At 73.3% G+C, this 16,691-nt stretch carries 13 protein-coding genes; 8 read left to right on the top strand and 5 right to left on the bottom strand.

Features of this window, described 5'->3' with window-relative positions; all coding sequences use genetic code 11:
- Positions 1 to 135 precede the first annotated feature (135 nt).
- From DFJ66_RS45250 to DFJ66_RS41765, 6 genes are all read left to right on the top strand, one after another.
- Positions 136 to 789 carry a hypothetical protein gene (locus tag DFJ66_RS45250; protein ID WP_147459547.1) on the top strand — a complete coding sequence of 218 codons (654 nt, stop codon included), beginning with the start codon at positions 136 to 138 and terminating at the stop codon, positions 787 to 789.
- The gene (locus DFJ66_RS41745) at positions 786 to 1,196 is read left to right on the top strand and encodes a hypothetical protein (RefSeq protein WP_121230333.1); all 411 of its coding nucleotides are present in this window, start codon (positions 786 to 788) and stop codon (positions 1,194 to 1,196) included. Before DFJ66_RS45250 ends, DFJ66_RS41745 begins: the two co-directional genes overlap by 4 nt.
- The gene (locus tag DFJ66_RS41750) at positions 1,193 to 2,626 is read left to right on the top strand and encodes a multicopper oxidase family protein (protein WP_121230335.1); all 1,434 of its coding nucleotides are present in this window, start codon (positions 1,193 to 1,195) and stop codon (positions 2,624 to 2,626) included. The genes DFJ66_RS41745 and DFJ66_RS41750 overlap by 4 nt, the downstream gene beginning before the upstream one ends.
- 65 nt (positions 2,627 to 2,691) lie before the next feature.
- The gene (locus tag DFJ66_RS41755) at positions 2,692 to 4,374 is read left to right on the top strand and encodes an RNA ligase family protein (protein WP_121230337.1); all 1,683 of its coding nucleotides are present in this window, start codon (positions 2,692 to 2,694) and stop codon (positions 4,372 to 4,374) included.
- The gene (locus DFJ66_RS41760; RefSeq protein WP_121230339.1) at positions 4,374 to 7,019 is read left to right on the top strand and encodes an RNA repair domain-containing protein; all 2,646 of its coding nucleotides are present in this window, start codon (positions 4,374 to 4,376) and stop codon (positions 7,017 to 7,019) included. The genes DFJ66_RS41755 and DFJ66_RS41760 overlap by 1 nt, the downstream gene beginning before the upstream one ends.
- 13 nt (positions 7,020 to 7,032) lie before the next feature.
- Positions 7,033 to 9,777, top strand: coding sequence for a protein kinase domain-containing protein (locus DFJ66_RS41765; RefSeq protein WP_211351499.1), 2,745 nt, complete (start codon positions 7,033 to 7,035; stop codon positions 9,775 to 9,777).
- Positions 9,778 to 9,780: 3 nt separating this feature from the next.
- Here DFJ66_RS41765 and DFJ66_RS41770 read toward each other — a convergent pair whose 3' ends face one another.
- Positions 9,781 to 10,251, bottom strand: a complete 471-nt coding sequence (locus DFJ66_RS41770) for a M15 family metallopeptidase (protein WP_121230343.1) — start codon at positions 10,249 to 10,251, stop codon at positions 9,781 to 9,783.
- An 86-nt stretch (positions 10,252 to 10,337) separates the two neighbouring features.
- Here DFJ66_RS41770 and DFJ66_RS41775 point away from each other — a divergent pair, with 86 nt between their 5' ends.
- Both DFJ66_RS41775 and DFJ66_RS41780 read left to right on the top strand, forming a co-directional pair.
- On the top strand, positions 10,338 to 11,024 hold the full coding sequence (locus tag DFJ66_RS41775; RefSeq protein ID WP_121230345.1) for a response regulator transcription factor: 687 nt from the start codon (positions 10,338 to 10,340) through the stop codon (positions 11,022 to 11,024).
- Positions 11,017 to 12,126, top strand: coding sequence for a sensor histidine kinase (locus DFJ66_RS41780; RefSeq protein WP_121230347.1), 1,110 nt, complete (start codon positions 11,017 to 11,019; stop codon positions 12,124 to 12,126). Before DFJ66_RS41775 ends, DFJ66_RS41780 begins: the two co-directional genes overlap by 8 nt.
- Here DFJ66_RS41780 and vanX read toward each other — a convergent pair.
- From vanX to DFJ66_RS43245, 4 genes are all read right to left on the bottom strand, one after another.
- Complete coding sequence (vanX, locus tag DFJ66_RS41785) at positions 12,102 to 12,710, bottom strand: D-Ala-D-Ala dipeptidase VanX (protein WP_121232508.1); 609 nt, start codon at positions 12,708 to 12,710, stop codon at positions 12,102 to 12,104. The genes DFJ66_RS41780 and vanX overlap by 25 nt on opposite strands.
- Positions 12,711 to 12,712: 2 nt before the next feature.
- The gene (gene vanA / locus DFJ66_RS41790) at positions 12,713 to 13,747 is read right to left on the bottom strand and encodes a D-alanine--(R)-lactate ligase (protein ID WP_121230350.1); all 1,035 of its coding nucleotides are present in this window, start codon (positions 13,745 to 13,747) and stop codon (positions 12,713 to 12,715) included.
- Positions 13,740 to 14,714, bottom strand: coding sequence for an NAD(P)-dependent oxidoreductase (locus tag DFJ66_RS41795; protein ID WP_121230352.1), 975 nt, complete (start codon positions 14,712 to 14,714; stop codon positions 13,740 to 13,742). Before DFJ66_RS41795 ends, vanA begins: the two co-directional genes overlap by 8 nt.
- Positions 14,715 to 14,829: 115 nt before the next feature.
- A complete protein-coding gene (locus DFJ66_RS43245; protein ID WP_170200057.1) occupies positions 14,830 to 16,425 on the bottom strand; it encodes a poly(ethylene terephthalate) hydrolase family protein in 1,596 nt (531 codons plus the stop codon).
- Positions 16,426 to 16,691 lie beyond the last annotated feature (266 nt).

The following is a 16,691-nucleotide window of genomic DNA, read 5'->3' on the forward strand; positions in this document are numbered from 1 at the left end:
CCGATCGACCCCGCCACGGGGACCGCCCCGCCCCCGACCCGCGGTTGTCCTCCATGTCGGGAGTGCGGTCGAACCGCGTTCCGGCGGCGGTGGCGGCGATCGAGCATGGCGGGTGGAAGGGAAGGAGGCCCGATCATGAGCGCAGGTGCGGGTAAGGACACCGAGCAGGCGGCGGGGCAGCGGCGGGTGCCGGCGGGCGTGGGGCGGGTGCCGGCCATTCGGTGGGGTCGGAGGCTGGGTGGGGTGCGGGGGTGGGCGGTGGTTGCCGGGGTGGCTGGGTTGGCTGCTGACGTGTCGCTGGTCTTGTTCTTCGCGGTCGACCAGCCGTGGCGGCCCGGTGTGCACGGGACGGGGTGGCTCGGGCCGACCAACGACGTGCTGGTCGTGGTGCAGTTCGCCGCCTTGGTCCCGCCGGCCGTGCGGCTGCGGCGCGGCGCCCTGCTGGGCGTGCCGGCCATGGTCGCGGTGGTGCTGTTGCAGGTGCTGCTGGTCGCGGGCGTGTTGTCGTTCGAAGTGCAGGTCGTGCCCGTGACGGTCGGGATCGCGCTGGTGATCGGGTGGGTGCTGCTGGTGAGCAGGCGGGCGCGGTTGCCGCGGCGGGCCGCTCGGGTGGGCACCGCGGTGTCGCTGGCCTACTTCGCCGGCCTGGTCGTCGTGCTCGCTTCTCTGCTGCTGCCGTGGGGGTCGACGGCCCAGCGGATCGGCTTCGGGTTGGGCGGTCTGGTCGGTGGGGTCGGGTTCCTCGGGTTCGGCGTGTGGCCGTTGTGGTTGGCGGAGGAGGAAAGATGATCACCGAGGTCGAGCCGGTCGTCCGGACCGGACCGCGCACCACGTTGCGCACCTTGCGGATCGTCGCCGCGGTGCACGGGCTGTGCGTGGTCGCGCAGCCGGCGCTGGCCGGGCTCTACCTGTCCGGCACGGTGGACGCGTTGTTCTTCCACGGCCGCACCGGCGACACGATCAGCGTCCTCTCGCTCACCCAGCTCATCACCGCGCTGGTGTTCGTGTGGCGCGGCAGGGGCAGGCGGTGGGCGTTGTGGGCGGCGCTCGGGATCTTCCTCGCCGAGATGGCCCAGATGACGTTGGGCATCGAAGGCGTGGTGTCGCTGCACGTCCCGCTGGGTGTGACGGTCGTCGTCTCCCAGGTGCTGTTCACGGTGTGGGTGTTCCGCGCGGACGCGGGACGGCCGCGATGACGCTCACCCGACGGGGTTTCCTCGGCGCGCTCGGGATCTCCGCGCTGGGGGCGTCGAGCTTCGGGGCGGCGCTGCTGCCCGCCGGCCAGACCGCGCAGCTGGTGCGCAGCCGGGTGCGGCTGCCCGAGCCGTTCACCACCGCCCTGACGGTGCCGCCGCCGGCCAGGCTGGTCGGACCGGACCACTACGAGGTCGTCCAGCGGCACGCGGTGGTGGAGATCCTGCCCGGCCTGCGCACGCCCGTGCTGACCTACGACGGCACGTTCCCCGGCCCGACCGTGACCAGCCGCCGGGGCCGCACGACCACGGTCACCCACCGCCACGAGCTGGACGTCCCGACCGTCGTGCACCTGCACGGCGGTCACACGCCCGCCTCCAGCGACGGTTTCCCGACCGAGGCCGCCCGCGCCACGCGGGACTACGTCTACCCGTGCGACCAGCCGGCGGCCACCCTCTGGTACCACGACCACCGCATGGACTTCACGGCACCGCAGGTCTACCGCGGCCTCGCCGGGTTCCACCTGGTCCACGACGACGAGGAGGACGCGCTGCCGCTGCCCCGCGGCGACCGGGACGTCCCGCTGATGGTCACCGACCGCGCCTTCGCGGAGGACGGCTCCCTGCTCTACCCCGCGCGCGGCGACGGCCTCACCGGCGAGTACAGGGCGGGCGTGCTCGGGGACGTGGTCCTGGTCAACGGCAAGCCGTGGCCCGTCATGGAGGTCGACGCGGCCCGCTACCGCCTGCGCCTGCTCAACGCCTCCAACGCCCGCCACTACCTCCTCACGGGCCTGCCCTTCACCCAGATCGGCTCGGACGGCGGCCTGCTGGAACGCCCGGTCACCCACGCCGAGCTGCCGATCGCGCCCGGCGAGCGGTTCGACGTCGTGGTGGACTTCTCCGGCCTGGCCCCCGGCGCGGAGGTCACCGTCCGCAACGGACTCGGCACCGGGTCCACCGCGCTGGTCCTGCGCTTCCGCGTCACCCGGCGGGTCCGCGACGACAGCGCGGTGCCGGCCGTGCTGACCCGGTACGACCGGCCGGACCCGGCGACCGCGGTCCGCACCCGCGACTGGCGCTTCAGCCGGGGCCACCACGGCCACGGCCACGCGTGGCTGGTCAACGGCCGCCCGTTCGACCCGCACCGCGCCGACGCCACCATCCGCCTGGGGGAGCTGGAGGTCTGGCGGATCAGCACCGACCTGCACCACCCCGTGCACGTCCACCTCGACCCCGTCCACGTGCTGTCCCGACGCGGCGGCCTCGGCCCCACCGACGTCGGGCGCAAGGACACCGTGGCCCTCGGCCCGGCCGACCACGTGGAGCTGGCCGTCCGCTTCACCGACCACGTCGGACGGTTCCTGCTGCACTGCCACGCCCTGGAGCACGAGGACATGGCGATGATGGCCGCCTACGACACCCACGCCTGATATTGGCTGGAACCGCCCTCCGGCGCGCTCCTACGATCGCGCGGTCGTCGAGGGAGGGTGGGAGCATGTGGGTCCGGTACCCCCGCACGTCGCACCTGCCCTGGTCGCCCGGTGCGACGGCGGACGACGTGCGGCTGGCCGATCTGGGCGGGTTGGTCGGGCGCGAGGTCGTGGTGACCGAGAAGCTCGACGGGGAGAACACCACGCTCTACCGGGACGGGGTGCACGCGCGGTCCTTGGACTCGGCGCACCACCCGTCGCGGGCGTGGGTGAAGGCGTTGCACGGCGCGGTCGCGGCGCGCATCCCGGTGGGGTGGCGGGTGTGCGGGGAGAACCTGTACGCGCGGCACTCCCTCGCCTACGACGACCTGGACAGCTGGTTCTACGCCTTCTCCGTGTGGGACGGCGACCGCTGCCTGGGGTGGGACGAGACGGTCCGGTTTGCGCGGCGGCTGGGGGTGCCGGTGCCGCGCGTGCTGTGGCGGGGCGTGTTCGACGAGCGGGCGGTGCGGGGGTTGCGGCTGGACCTGAACCGCCACGAGGGGTACGTCGTGCGCACGGTGGACGGGTTCGAGCGGGCTGCCTTCGGGCACCGGGTGGCCAAATGGGTGCGGCGGGATCACGTGCGCACGGACCAGCACTGGATGCTCGGCCCGGTCGTGCCCAACGGTCGGGGCGCGGCGGGTGCGTTGTGGGACGTGCGGGCCGGACTGGCGGTGGACGTGCCGGGGCTGGTCGCCGCTGTGGGTGCCGGGGACGCGGAGGCCGTGGCCCGGCTCGACCTGCCGGATCGTGACGGTGACTCCCGCCTGGCCGGGGTGCTGGCCGCGTTGCTGCACGAGGTGCCTCGGGCGAGGTTGTTGCCGCGGTTGGCGGCGATGGGGATGCCGTTGGCGCGGCGGGTCGCGGACCTGGTGGGGCTGAGCCGGGTGCTGCACCGGGCCTTTCCGGACGACGAGCGGCGCGCGGGCCTGGTGCGATTGGCGGTGGCCGCCGATCTCGGTGTGCTGCACGCCGTCGCGCGGGCGGTGGCGCGGGCGGACGACGAACGCGACCAGGTGGCTTGGTCGGCCCTGCACGCCGAGGAGAGCGGGTTGCTCGGCGCGGACCCGTTGGGGTGGCTGCGGTCGGGGTTGCGCGAGGCGGTGGGCGTGGGCGATGTCGGCGACCGGTGTTGGGCGCACGCGCGGGAGGCGTTCGCGGACGGGCGGGTGCACACCGTCGAGGAAGCGGCGGCGCTGACCTGGCGGTGGCGGGACGGGCGGTTCCCCCGGCTGGTGGCGATGTGCGGCCCGGCGGGTTCGGGCAAGAGCACCTTCGTGCGCGGTCTCGCCGGCGTGGACCACGTGGTGTCCCTGGACGACCTGCGCGCGGCGCGGGGCGCGCGGGCGGACCAGCGGGCGAACGGGGACGTGCTGCGCGAGGGCCTGCGGCGGCTGGACGTGGCACTGGCGCGCGGCGGCACGGTGGTGTGGGACGCCACCTCGCTGAACCGGCCGCAGCGGTCGGTGCTGCGGGACGTGGCCGACCGGCACGGCGCGCTGGTCACGCACGCGGTGCCGGTGGTGGACGAGGAGACGGCGGCGCGGCGCAACGCCGGGCGTGAGCACCGGGTCCCGGCGGACGTCGTGGCCGCGCAGTGGGCGCGGTTCTCGCCGCCGTACCCGGGCGAGGCGCACCGCACCTGGTACGTCGACCGGGACGCGACCGTGGCCGACGTCGCCGGGTCGGTGGGCGGGGAGGCGTGATGCGCACCAGCGAGGAGATCTACCACCGGGTGCGGTGGGACGCCCGGTTCGACCCGGCGCGGTTCGTGCTGGGCGTGGCGGTGCGCGGGGCGGCGCCGAAACGGGTGCCGCTGCCGTCGTTCGTGCCCGGCGGGGACGTGCCGTGGCACCGGGTGCTGTTCGTCGAGGCGGACGGCGAACTGGTGTGGGACCGGGCCACCGGCCTGGACCGCGTCGACACCTCGGGTGCCGGCCGTGCTCGTACCGCCCGGCGGCTGCGGGCACCGTTCTTCACCGCCGGCCGGACCTTCGCGTGGGCCGGCGGCTGGCGGCCGGGCGGCGGCGACGGGCCGGTGCCGCAGCGGCTGCGGGTGCTGACGTGGAACACCCTGTGGGACCGGTTCGACCGCGACCGCATCGACACCGCGCGCCGCCGTCCGCTGCTGCTGGCGGAACTGGCGCGGGCCGACGCGGACGTGATCGCGTTGCAGGAAGTCGAACGGGACCTGCTGTCCCTGGTGCTGGCCCAGCCGTGGGTGCGGGAGCGGTACGTCGTGGACGTGGACCCGGCCGGGCGGGACGTGGAGGACTGCGGGCTGCTGTTGTTGTCCCGGGTGCCCGTGCTCGAGGCCGGCCGGCACGTCCTGGGTCCGCACAAGGCCGTGACCGCGCTGGTGGTGGACACCGCCGCCGGGCCGGTGGTGGTCGCGGGCACGCACCTGACCAGCGACCACTCCGGCGGGGCGCAGCGCCGGGCGGCGGAACTGGCCGAGCTCGCCGAGGGACTGTCCGAAGTGGACTGCCCGGTGGTGCTGGTCGGCGACTTCAACGACGGCGGCGACACGCCCGAGCGGGCGCTGGGCGTCCGGGACGCCTGGCTGGAGGTCCACGGGGCCGACACGCCGACCTTCGACCCGGCGGCCAACCCGCTGGCGGCGGTGTCGTCGCTGTCCGGGCGGGCCGCGCGGCTGGACCGGGTGTTCCTGCGCGGCGACGGCCTGCGCGCGGGGCGGGCGGTGCTGCGCGGGACCACCGAGTTCGTCTCCGACCACTACGGCGTCGAGGTCGACGTCGGCTTCGAGGCGGGGACGTCCGACGAGGTGCTCGACGTGCCGCCGACCCACCGGACGGCGGTGGTGTGGCTGCCGCCGCCTGCGGTGGCCGAGGCGGTCGACGCGGTGCGCCGGCGGCACGACCCCGGCGCGGACCGGTGGCCAGCGCACGTGACGCTGCTGTTCGGGTTCGTGCCGGAGTCGGAGTTCGACACGGCGGTCCCGCTGCTGGCGCGGGCGGTCGCGGAGGTCCGGCCGTTCGACGTGCGGCTGGAGGGCGTGCGGACGTTCGAGCAGGGCGTGGTGTGGCTGGACCCCGCGGCGGGCGGCGCGGAGCCGTGGGCGCGGCTGCACGACGTGCTGGTGCGCCGGTTCCCGGGGTGCCGCGGTCGGGAGTTCACGCCGCACCTGACCCTCGGACGCGGGCAAGTGCACGGCTTGGGACGCTTCGACGCCCAGGTGGGCGAACTGGTCGTGTTGTCGCGGCGGGGCGACGAGCCGATGCGGCCACGCGCCACGGTCGCGCTGGGCACGGGCGAGGTCCGGTGGCACGCCGAGCCGGGCGTGGCACCACAGGCCGCGGCCGAGGTCGGGCCGGTGTCGGTGCCGGGTGCGGTGGTGCACGTCGTCGGGTCGCGGCGGATGGGGTGCGCGCTCGCGGGGGCGGACCTCGACCTGGTCGCGGTGGTCCCGGGCGAGGCGGATCTCGGGCGGGTGGTCGTGCCGGGCGCGACGCGGGTCCGGCCCGTGGTGGGTGCGCGCGTGCCGGGGCTGCGGATGCGGGTCGGCGGGACCCACGTGGACCTCGCCGTCGTCGGAAGTGGTGCCGTGGAACCGTCGGAAGCCGTGGCCCGTCGCCTCGACCTGGACCCGGCGGCGGCCGTGGCGCTGAGCGCGGTGAGCGACGCCGAGGCGGTCCTGGCGTTCGTCGGCGACCGGCTCCCGGAGTTCCGGTGGCTGGCGTTGCGGGTCAAGGCGTGGGCACGGGCGCGAGGGCTGGACTCGGCTCCGCACGGCGGGATCCCCGGGTTGGGCTGGGCGGTGCTGGCCGCGAAGACCGTGGTGGACGCGCCGAGCGACCTGCTCGTCGACTTCTTCGGCACGTGGGCGGCGTGGGACTGGCGGGACCAGGTCACCATCTCGTCCACTGTGGACACTTCGGCGGCGGTGTCCGTCGTGACGCCGTCCGCGCCCTTCCGGCTGTGCACCGAGCAGGTGGGGGAGGGGATGAGGGACCTGCTCACGCAGGAGCTGTACGACGCCTGGGAGGTCGCGCGGGCCGGCGGCGAGCCGTGGTCGGAGGGCCCGCCCCTGTACCGCCGGCACGCGGCGTGGGCGGTGGTGACGGCCCCGGAGGCGTCCACCGGCCGGGTGCGGGGGCGGCTACGGGCGTTGCTGACGGCGTTGGAGACGGCCGGCGTCCACGACGCGCACGCCTGGCCCCACCCCACCGCGACCGACGACGGCACCACCCACGTGATCGGCCTGGGCCGCACCCCACCCGACCGGGACCACCTCCACCACCTCACCCGCGAGTGGACCCGCGGCCTGCCCGGGGTCACGGTCGAGTGGGCCGATGGCGGCGCGATCACCCTCCACCACCCCACCGGGTGACTACCCTGGGACCGTGCGCAGTGGGGACGTCGTCGCCGGCCGGTACCGGTTGGAGGAAGTCGTCGGCCGGGGCGGCATGGGGGAGGTCTGGCGGGCCGCGGACCTGGAGTTGCGCCGGGTGGTCGCGCTCAAGCAGGCGACCACCGGGGACGGCGACGGGGTCCGCCGGGAGGCGCGCATCGGCGCCGGGCTGCACCACCCGCACGTGATCTCGGTCTTCGACGTGGTGGTCGAGAACGGCGTGCGGTGGCTGGTCATGGAGCACCTGCCGGCGCGCAGCCTGGCGGAGGTGGTGCGCACCGACGGGCCGTTGTCACCGCGAGTGGCCGCGTCGGTCGGGGCGCAGGTCGCGGACGCGTTGTCGGCCATGCACGCGAAGGGCATGGTCCACCGCGACATCACCCTGGCCAACGTCCTGGTCACCGCGGACGGGACGGCGAAGCTGGCCGACCTCGGCGTGGCGGTGTGGTCGGAGGTCACGCTGACCGGGACGGCGCGGCTCGCGGGCACCCCCGGCTACCTGGCACCCGAGGTGCTCCGCGGCCACCCGGCCACCGCCGCGTCGGACATGTTCGCCCTCGGGACCACGCTGTCGGCGGCCGTCGAGGGCAACGCCGAGGGGACGGGCCCGCTGGCCGTCGTGCTCTCCGCTCTGGTCGACCCCGACCCGCGCCGGCGGCCGACCGCGGCGGAGGTGCGGTGGCAGCTGTCCCGGTTCGCCGGCGGCACCGGCGAGCCGACCCCGGTCGGCGGGACCGTGCCGAGGCAGCTCCCCGCGCCGACGCACGACTTCGTCGGACGGGAGGCGGAGTTGGCGCTGCTCGCGGCGCTGGTCGACGAGCCCGCGGCGAACGGCGGGCCGGTGGTGATCACGACCGTGGCCGGCGGCGGGGGCGTCGGCAAGACGGCGCTCGCGGTGCACTGGGCGCACCGGGTGGCGGACCGGTTCCCCGACGGTCAGCTCTACCTCGACCTCCGGGGGTTCGCCCCGTCCGGCGCGCCGATGGTGCCCGGTGAGGCCGTCCGCACCCTGCTGGACTCGTTCCGGGTGCCCACCGAGCGGATCCCGTCCGGCCTCGACGCGCAGGCCGCGCTGTACCGCAGCCTGCTGGCGGGCCGGCGGATGCTCGTGCTGCTGGACAACGCCCGCGACGCCGACCAGGTCCGGCCGCTGCTGCCCGGCACGGCCGGCTGCCTGGTCGTGGTGACCAGCCGCAACCAGCTCACCGGCCTGGTCACCGGCCACGCCGCCCGGCACGTGCCGATCGACGTGCTGCCCGAGCCCGAGGCCCGCGCGCTACTGGTGGCCCGGCTGGGTGCCGACCGCGTGGCGGCGGAACCCCGGGCGGTCGACGAACTCCTCGCGCACTGCGGCGGGCTCCCGCTGGCGTTGAGCATCGTGGCGGGCCGGGTGCAGACCGACCCGCACCTGCCACTGTCCACAGTGGCCGCCGAACTGCGCGAGGAACGGTTGTCCGCGCTGGACGACGACGACCCGGCGGTCAGCCTGCCCACCGTCCTGTCCTGGTCCTACGACGCGCTCACCCCGGACCAGACGCGCGTGCTGGGGCTCCTCGCCGTCGCGCCGGGGCCGGACATCGCCCTGCCCGCCGCGGTCAACCTGGTCGGCTTGCCGGTCGCGCGGACCAGGGCGGTGCTGCGCGGGTTGCGGCGGATGTCGTTGGTGGACCAGGACATCGCGGGCCGGTACCGGATGCACGACCTGGTCCGCCAGTACGCCGTCGACCGGGCCGAGCGCGACCTGCCCCGGGCGGACCGGGAGGCCGCGTTGCGCCGGCTGGTCGGCTACTACCTGCACACCGCGCACACCGCCGAGCAGCTCATCCCGCCGCCGCGGCCGCCGATCGACCTCGGCCTGCCCGCGCCGGCGCACCGCAGGCCGCTCGCCGACGAGGCCGAGGCCCTGGCGTGGTTCGCCGCCGAGCACGCCTGCCTCCTGGCCGCGCAACGGCTGGCCGCCGCGCAGGGGTGGCACGAGGCCGTGTGGCAGGCGGCGTGGACGTTGAGCCGCTTCCACCAGCGCAAGGCCCACCACCACGACGACCTGGCGGTGTGGGAGGCGGCGGTGCGGGCCGCCGCGCACCTCGACGGCCCGGCCGTCCACGCCGCGGTCCACCGCCGCCTCGGCCACGCCCTGGTCTGGACGGGCCGGGTCGAGGAGTCGTTCGACCACCTCCACCAGGCCTTGACCTGGGCGGAGCGCGCGGGCGACCGCCACGAGCAGGCGCACGCCCACCAGACGCTCGCGGTGCACTGGGCGCAACGCGGCGAGGACGAGCGGGCGTTGACCCACTCCGCCGCCGCCCTCGACCTGTTCCGCGCGCTGGGGGAACCGGTGTGGGAGGCCGTCGCGCTCAACGGCGCCGGGTTCCTGCACGCCCGGCTCGGCGACTTCGAGAAGGCCCGGGAGTACTGCGAGGCGTCGTTGCGCCTGAGCGCGCGGCACGCCAACCGCGAGGGCGAAGCCGAAGCCCTCGACAGCCTCGGCTACATCGCGCACCAGACCGGCGACCACCTCCGGGCGGTCGACCACTACCGGCGTGCGCTCGACATCCTCCGCGACCTCGGCGACAACCACATGCACGCCTACGCGCTGCGGGCGCTCGGCCACCCCCTCACCGCGCTGGGCCGGCACGACGAGGCCCGAGCCGTGTGGCGGCAGGCGCTGGCGCTGTTCGAGGGGCTGCCGCGCGCCTCGGACGTCGAGGAGGTGCGGCGGTTGCTCGGGCTCGACTGATCTTCAGGCCCGGCGCATCCGCGGGTCCTGGGAGGGGTCGGCGTACATCGGCGGGCAGCCGTCCGTGACGGCCTGGGGGCGCAGTTCGTAGTGCCACGGCTCGTTGGCGTAGATCTGGCACAACCCGTACCGGGCACCGTGCGTCGCCAGCCACGCCCTGGCCTCGAAACCGACGTCGATCGCGTTCCCCGACACGTGCGGGGACGTCTCGGGCGTGGCGACCCACCGCGCGGCTTCCTCCACGGACCCGTGCTTGATCACCGCCTCCCGGAGAAGTCTTTTCTGGTATTCCGGAGAACGCCACCCGCTGTTGACGAAGAATTTGACGCCGTCTTCGGCGGCATCGGTCGCCGCGGTGCGCAAGGCGGCGAGCAGTGCGGCGTCGAGATTGGCCACGCCGGGGTAGTCGTCATCGAATACGGTCACCTTGTCGGGTAGGGCGCCGTCACCCTTCGAGAACTCGGTTCGACCCATGCGACCAGTCAAATCACCGTGCCGTTGCCGGCGCGTATGCGGTTCTCGATATGCCGGCGATATGGGTCCGCTCGTAGCATCGGGACATGCGTGTGTTGATAGTCGAGGACGAACCGTACATGGCGCAGGCCATCCGCGACGGGCTGCGCCTGGAGGCGATCGCGGCCGACATCGCCGGGGACGGTGACACCGCGCTGGAGCTGCTCGACGTCAACACCTACGACATCGCCGTCCTCGACCGCGACGTCCCGGGGCCTTCGGGCGACGAGATCGCCGCACGCATCGTGGCCTCCGGCAGCGGCATGCCGATCCTGATGCTCACCGCCGCCGACCGGATCGACGACAAGGCCTCCGGGTTCGAGCTGGGCGCGGACGACTACCTCACCAAGCCGTTCGACCTGCGGGAACTCGTGCTGCGGCTGCGGGCGCTGGACCGCAGGCGGGCGCGCAGCAGGCCGCCGGTGCGCGAGATCGCGGGCGTGCGGCTGGACCCGTTCCGGCGCGAGGTCTACCGGGACGGCCGGTACGTGGCGCTGACCCGCAAGCAGTTCGCCGTGCTGGAGGTGCTCGTGGCCGCCGAGGGCGGTGTGGTCAGCGCCGAGGAGCTGCTGGAGCGGGCGTGGGACGAGAACGCCGACCCGTTCACCAACGCCGTGCGCATCACCGTGTCCGCGCTGCGCAAGCGCCTCGGCGAGCCCTGGGTCATCGCCACCGTGCCGGGCGTGGGCTACCGCATCGACGCCGGGTCGGACGCCGGGGGCGAGCGTGGATAGGCGGCCCGGGTTGAGCATCCGCCTCAAGCTCACCCTCAGCTACGCCGGGTTCCTCATGGTCGCGGGCGCGCTGCTGCTCGCGGTGGTGTGGGTGTTCCTGCTGCGGTACGTGCCCGCAGGCGACTTCCTCCCGCCCGGCGACTTCATCCTGATCGGCCCCGACCGGTACGACCTGTGGCGCGCATTCGCGCCCCGGGTGGCGGCGGCGCTGGTGTGCCTGCTGGCGTTCGGCCTGGTGGGCGGGTGGCTGCTGGCCGGCGCGATGCTCATGCCGCTGGCGCGCATCACCGACGCCACCCGCCTGGCCGCCAAGGGGTCGCTGTCCCACCGGATCTGGCTGGCGGGCCGCCGGGACGAGTTCCGCGAGCTCGCCGACGCCTTCGACACCATGCTGGCCAGGCTCGAAGCCCACGTCGCCGAGCAACGGCGGTTCGCGGCCAACGCCTCCCACGAGCTGCGCACCCCGCTGGCGATCACCCAGACCCTCCTCGACGTGGCCCGCAACGACCCGAACCGCCCCGCCGCCGACCTGATCGACACCCTCCACGCCGTCAACGCCCGCGCGATCGACCTCACCGAGGCCCTGCTCGTGCTCAGCCGCGCCGACCAGCGGTCCTTCGTCCGGGAGGAGGTGGACCTGTCCCTGCTGGCCGAGGAAGCCGCCGAGACCCTCCTGCCCCTCGCGGAGAAGCGCGGCCTGCCCGTTCACGTCTCGGGCGAGTTCACCCCCACCGCCGGCTCGTACGCCCTCCTGCTGCAGATGACGACGAACCTCCTGCACAACGCGATCGTCCACAACGTGCCCGAGGGCGGCGAGGTGTGGGTGACGACCGGGGTGGAGGCCGAGCACGTGGTGCTCACCGTGGAGAACACCGGCGAGCGGCTCGCCCCGCACGTGGTGGCCACGCTCGCGGAGCCGTTCCAGCGCGGCAGCGGGCGCACCCGCGGCGACCACGCCGGCGTCGGTCTCGGCCTGGCGATCGTGCGGAACATCGCCACCGCGCACGACGGGACCCTCACCCTGACGCCCCGGGCCGGGGGAGGGCTCCGCGTGACGGTCCGGCTGCCCCGGGTCGATCACCCGACCGGGAAGTCGAAGTAGGTGTCGGGGTGGGGCTCGTCCCTCAGCGTGTAGTGCCACCACTCCCGTTCGTAGGCGAGGAAACCGCAGTCCTCCATGATCGAGCGGAGGACCTGCCGGTTCCTCGCCTCGACGGCCGCGGTCCCCGGTGCGCCGTGGTGTGAGATCGGGTCCATCAGGTCGTGGTCGCCGCCCATGCGGGCGAGTTCGTCGGTGTCCAGGTGGTAGAGGGTCAGGTCGACGGTGCTGCCCCGGCTGTGGCCGGACCGGGCGGCCACGTACCCCCGGTCGAACATCTCCGTCCGGTCGATGTTCGGGTAGTGCCGTCGTTTCGTCCGGCCGTCCTCCGGTTCGGTCGACCAGCGCAGGAAGCGGTCCACCGCGCGTTGCGGGCGGTAGCCGTCCCACAGCAGCAGGCCGAAACCCTCGGTGGCGGCCTTCGCCCGCGCTTCGTCCAGGGCCGCGCACAGGGCGGTCGTGCCGACGATCCGGTTCGCCAGGTAGCCGTCCACCGGTTTGCCGGTGAAGTTGTCCCAGGTGGCGTACTTGGCGTCCCAGCGGATCCCGGGCACGAGCTCGTCCACGAAGGCGAAACCGTCCTCCACGGTCACTTCTCCGCCAGCGCCGACGAGATGAGGCGGTCGAGCACGTCGCCGAGCGGCAACCCGGCGGCGGCCATCATCCTCGGGTAGCGGCTGTAGGACGTCAGGCCGGGCAGGGTGTTGACCTCGTTGAGGACCAGGGTCCCGTCCTCCTTGAGGAACAGGTCCACCCGCGCCAACCCCCGGCACCCCAGGGCGCGGTAGATGGCCTTCGCGGTCTCCTGCACGAGCCGGCGCGTCTCGGCCGGGACGTCGGCGGGCACGATCGCCACCGAGTTCTCCGAACCGGTCTCGGGCGCGTCCTCCTGGTGGATCCGGAAGAAGCCGTGGGACAGGGAGATCCGGTCCACCTCGCCGGTGACCAGGTCCGCGCCGTTGCCCAGGACCGCGCACCCGACCTCGCTGCCGACGACCGCTTCCTCGATCAACACCTTGGAGTCGTACTGCCGCGCGGCCTCCAGCGCGTCCGCCAGTTCTCCCTCCCGGGTCACCTTGGTGACGCCGAACGACGACCCGGACCGGGCGGGCTTCACGAAAACGGGGTAGGTGAGCCGACCGGGCTCGACCGACTCGCCCGCCGGCACGGTCCAGAAGTTCGGGGTCGGGATGCCCGCGCTGCGCGTGACGACGTAGGACAGGGACTTGTCCATGCACAGCGCGGAGCTCTGGACGTCGCACCCCGCGTACGGGATGCCGGACAGCTCCAGCAGGCCCTGCATCGCGCCGTCCTCGCCGAACCTGCCGTGCAGGACGGGCAGCACGACGTCGAGCCGGACCGTGTCGTACTTGCCCTCGTCCAGCACGAGCAGTCCGTGGACGCTCCGGTCCGGCGACAGCACGACCGGACGGCCGCTCCCGCCGTCCCAGCCCTCGTCGGGTCCGTCGCACAGCCGCCACTCGCCGCTCTGCGTCACGCCGATCCAGAAGGGTTCGTACTTGGCGGTGTCCAGGCTCTTCGCGACCTCCCGCGCGGATTTCACCGAGACGGGGTGCTCCTCCGAACTGCCCCCGAAGACGATTCCGACGTTCACGCTAGCCATGCTTCCCGCTTTCGAAGTTCACGCAGTTGACGAGACTGTTTTCCACGGTGTCGCGCAGGGCGTGGTCCGTGTAGTAGGCCGTGTGCGGACTGATGAGCACGTTCGGCATTTCCTGCAACCGCAGCAGGTTCTTGCTGTCTATCGGCTGATCCCTCAGATCGGCGTAGAAAATCCCTTCCTCCCCTTCGAGGACGTCCAACGCCGCGCCACCCAACCTGCCGCTGTCCAACGCCGCCACGAGCGCGTCGGTGTCGATGAGCGCACCGCGTCCGGTGTTGACCACGAACGCGCCCGGCTTCATGCGGGCGATGCGCCGTTCGTCGAGGAGGTGGTGGGTTTCCGCGCTGAGCGGCGTGTGGAGGGTGACGATGTCGCTCTGCTCGACCAGCGCGTCCAGGGGAACGTGGTCCGCGCTGGGGCGGATGTCGTGGGCCAGCGTGCGGCACCCGAAACCCCGCAGCCGGTCCAGGACCGCGGTGCCGATGCGGCCGGTCCCGACCACGCCCACGGTCAGGTCGCGGAGTTCCCTCCCGCGCGCGTCGGTCAGCCGGTAGTCGTGCACATCGGCCCGGCGGACGACCGATTTCGCGTTCCGGACCGCCATCAGCATCAGCATCAACGTGTAGTCGGCGACGCTGTCGGGCGAATAGGCGACGTTCCCCACGGAGATCCCGAGGCTCGCCGCGTGACGCACGTCGATGTGGTCGAACCCGACGCTCCTCGTGGAGATGTACCGGACACCGACCCGGCGGAGCGCGCGGAGTGCGGCGTTCGTGATCCGCGTTTTGTGGCCCACGCTGACGCACCGGGTGCCGAGCGCGAGTTCGGCGGTCGCCTCGGACGCCGGTGCCTCGGTGATGATCGGTCGCACCCCGAAACGGGGTGCCATCTTACGGAAGAGAACCGCTTCGTCGTGATCGCACCCGTAGATCGTGACCGCTGTCGTCGCGGATTCGCTGCCGGTCATGCTGCCCATTCAAGACAGCGGTGTGTTGCCGGCGCGTATGCGGATTTCGATATGCCGGCGATATGCCGACGAGGAGGCGGGGCTCCCGCGGTGTGGGGAGCCCCGCCTCTCGGGATCAGGCGCCGGGGACGGCCTGGGCCAGGGTGTTGCGTTGGAAGATCGACCAGAACGTGGACGAGCAGTAGGTGCAGTTCGGGCCGAAGTACAGGCCGCGGGCCTGCTCGTCGTGCATCAGGTGCAGGCGGAACCAGGCGGTGATGGCGCCGTGCAGGTCGGGGAAGCCGTAGTGGTCGGCGCCGCGCTGCTCCGCGTAGATGGCCGGGACCTGGGTGGCCTGGTTGTAGGTGTTGCGGACGGTGGTGGGCGAGACGATGGTGTCGTTCTGGCCCGCGAAGAACACGGCCGGGCCGTGCAGCCTGCTCGCGCTGCTGAACGCGAGGGGGTAGATCGGGGCGATCGTGTCCACGCGCGGGTCGGCCCCGGCGTCCACCGCCGCGCCGCCGCCGAACGAGTGGCCGGTGGCGCCGACGTTGGACAGGTCGACCTTGCCCTGCAACGGGCTGCCGGCGCGGGAGTTCTCGGTGGTCAGGTAGTCCAGGCCCTGCAGCATGGCGACGCCGGTGCCGGTGTTGCCCTCGGCCGCGGCGACGATGAAGCCGTGCGAGGCCAGGTGGTCGAGCAGCGGCATGTACCGGTCCAGGTGGGAGCGTGCGCCGTTGTTCCACAGCACGACCGGGTGGGCGGTGCAGCCCAGCGTGCCCAGCGCGACCGGTCGCACGACGGTGGTGCCGCGCCCGTTGGAGGCCGAGGTGACTGCGAACGGGCCGGCGGTGGCCCACTGGCCGTTGACCGACGAGCACGGCGAGGTCGGCGGGACGCTGGTGGTCGTGGTCGGGTTGCTCGTGGTCGGGTTGCTCGTGGTCGTCGGGGCCGTCGTGGTGGACGTGGGCGTCTGCTTCTCGTGGTCGAGGATGGTGTTCTTGATCTGGTCGAAGACGCCGGCGTCGCTCGGGAAGGACCCGTGGCCGATGCAGGTCGGGGTCTGGAGGTTCGTGGCCCCGGCGAGCTCGGCGCTGGTGCTGGGGTTGACGTTCCAGTCGCAGGTGGAGCGCTGGGTGGTGTAGCGGACGGCGGGGGAGCCGGGGACCTCGGTGCCGGCGTTCAGGTCGGCCAGCCACGGCGAGCCGATGGCGAACTGCTTGCAGGACACGTAGGTGTTCTGGCACATCGACGCCGTCGTGGTGCCGTGGTGGGGGCCGGCCATCGAGAAGTACAGCGAGACCTTGTCCTGCGCGCCGGGCACGCGCTTGAGGTAGGAGCGGGCGGCCAGGGTCGAGGCCGACCAGGTGACCAGGACGACCTTGCGGGCGCCGGTCCGGGCCAGCACGCTGTCGACCTCGCGCCCGATCTCCTCGCCGGCGCGGGTCAGGTCACCGGTCATGCTCGTGCTGTCGGTCCAGGTGTCGACCCGGTCCTGGCGCCATCCCGCGCCGACGAACCTGGTCTTCATCGGCTCCATGTTCGCCGTCGTGCCGGTCATGCCCGGGATGATGATCACCGGGTCGTGCTCGACGGCCGCGGTGACCAGATCCGCTCGCGCCTGGGGCGACAACGCGACCAGCGACACCGCGGCGGCCGCCACGGCGGTCAGCACGGCGAGCAGCGCCGCACCTCGGCCGCGCAGCACCGCGCGGGCTTGGGTTGTGGACATCGAACAGCCTCCTGGCAGGGATTGGTACCGGAATCGGCAGGTGATCCGGATCACGCTGTGACGCCGATGCTACGAACGTGAAAACTCCGGGACCATGTGTGCGTCCACATCATCGAGCGGCTCGACATGTGGCTGCGGACATCGCCCCCGCGAGCACAGTGGTCCGAAATTCCTTTTCGTTCTTTCCTGGAGGGCGAATGATGTCCGATTATCTGGAATCGAGCCGGCCTTGCAGACCATCATCAGGACCTACGGCCCGAAATAGC

Origin of the sequence: Saccharothrix variisporea (assembly GCF_003634995.1) — a bacterium.
Lineage (GTDB): Bacteria > Actinomycetota > Actinomycetes > Mycobacteriales > Pseudonocardiaceae > Actinosynnema > Actinosynnema variisporeum.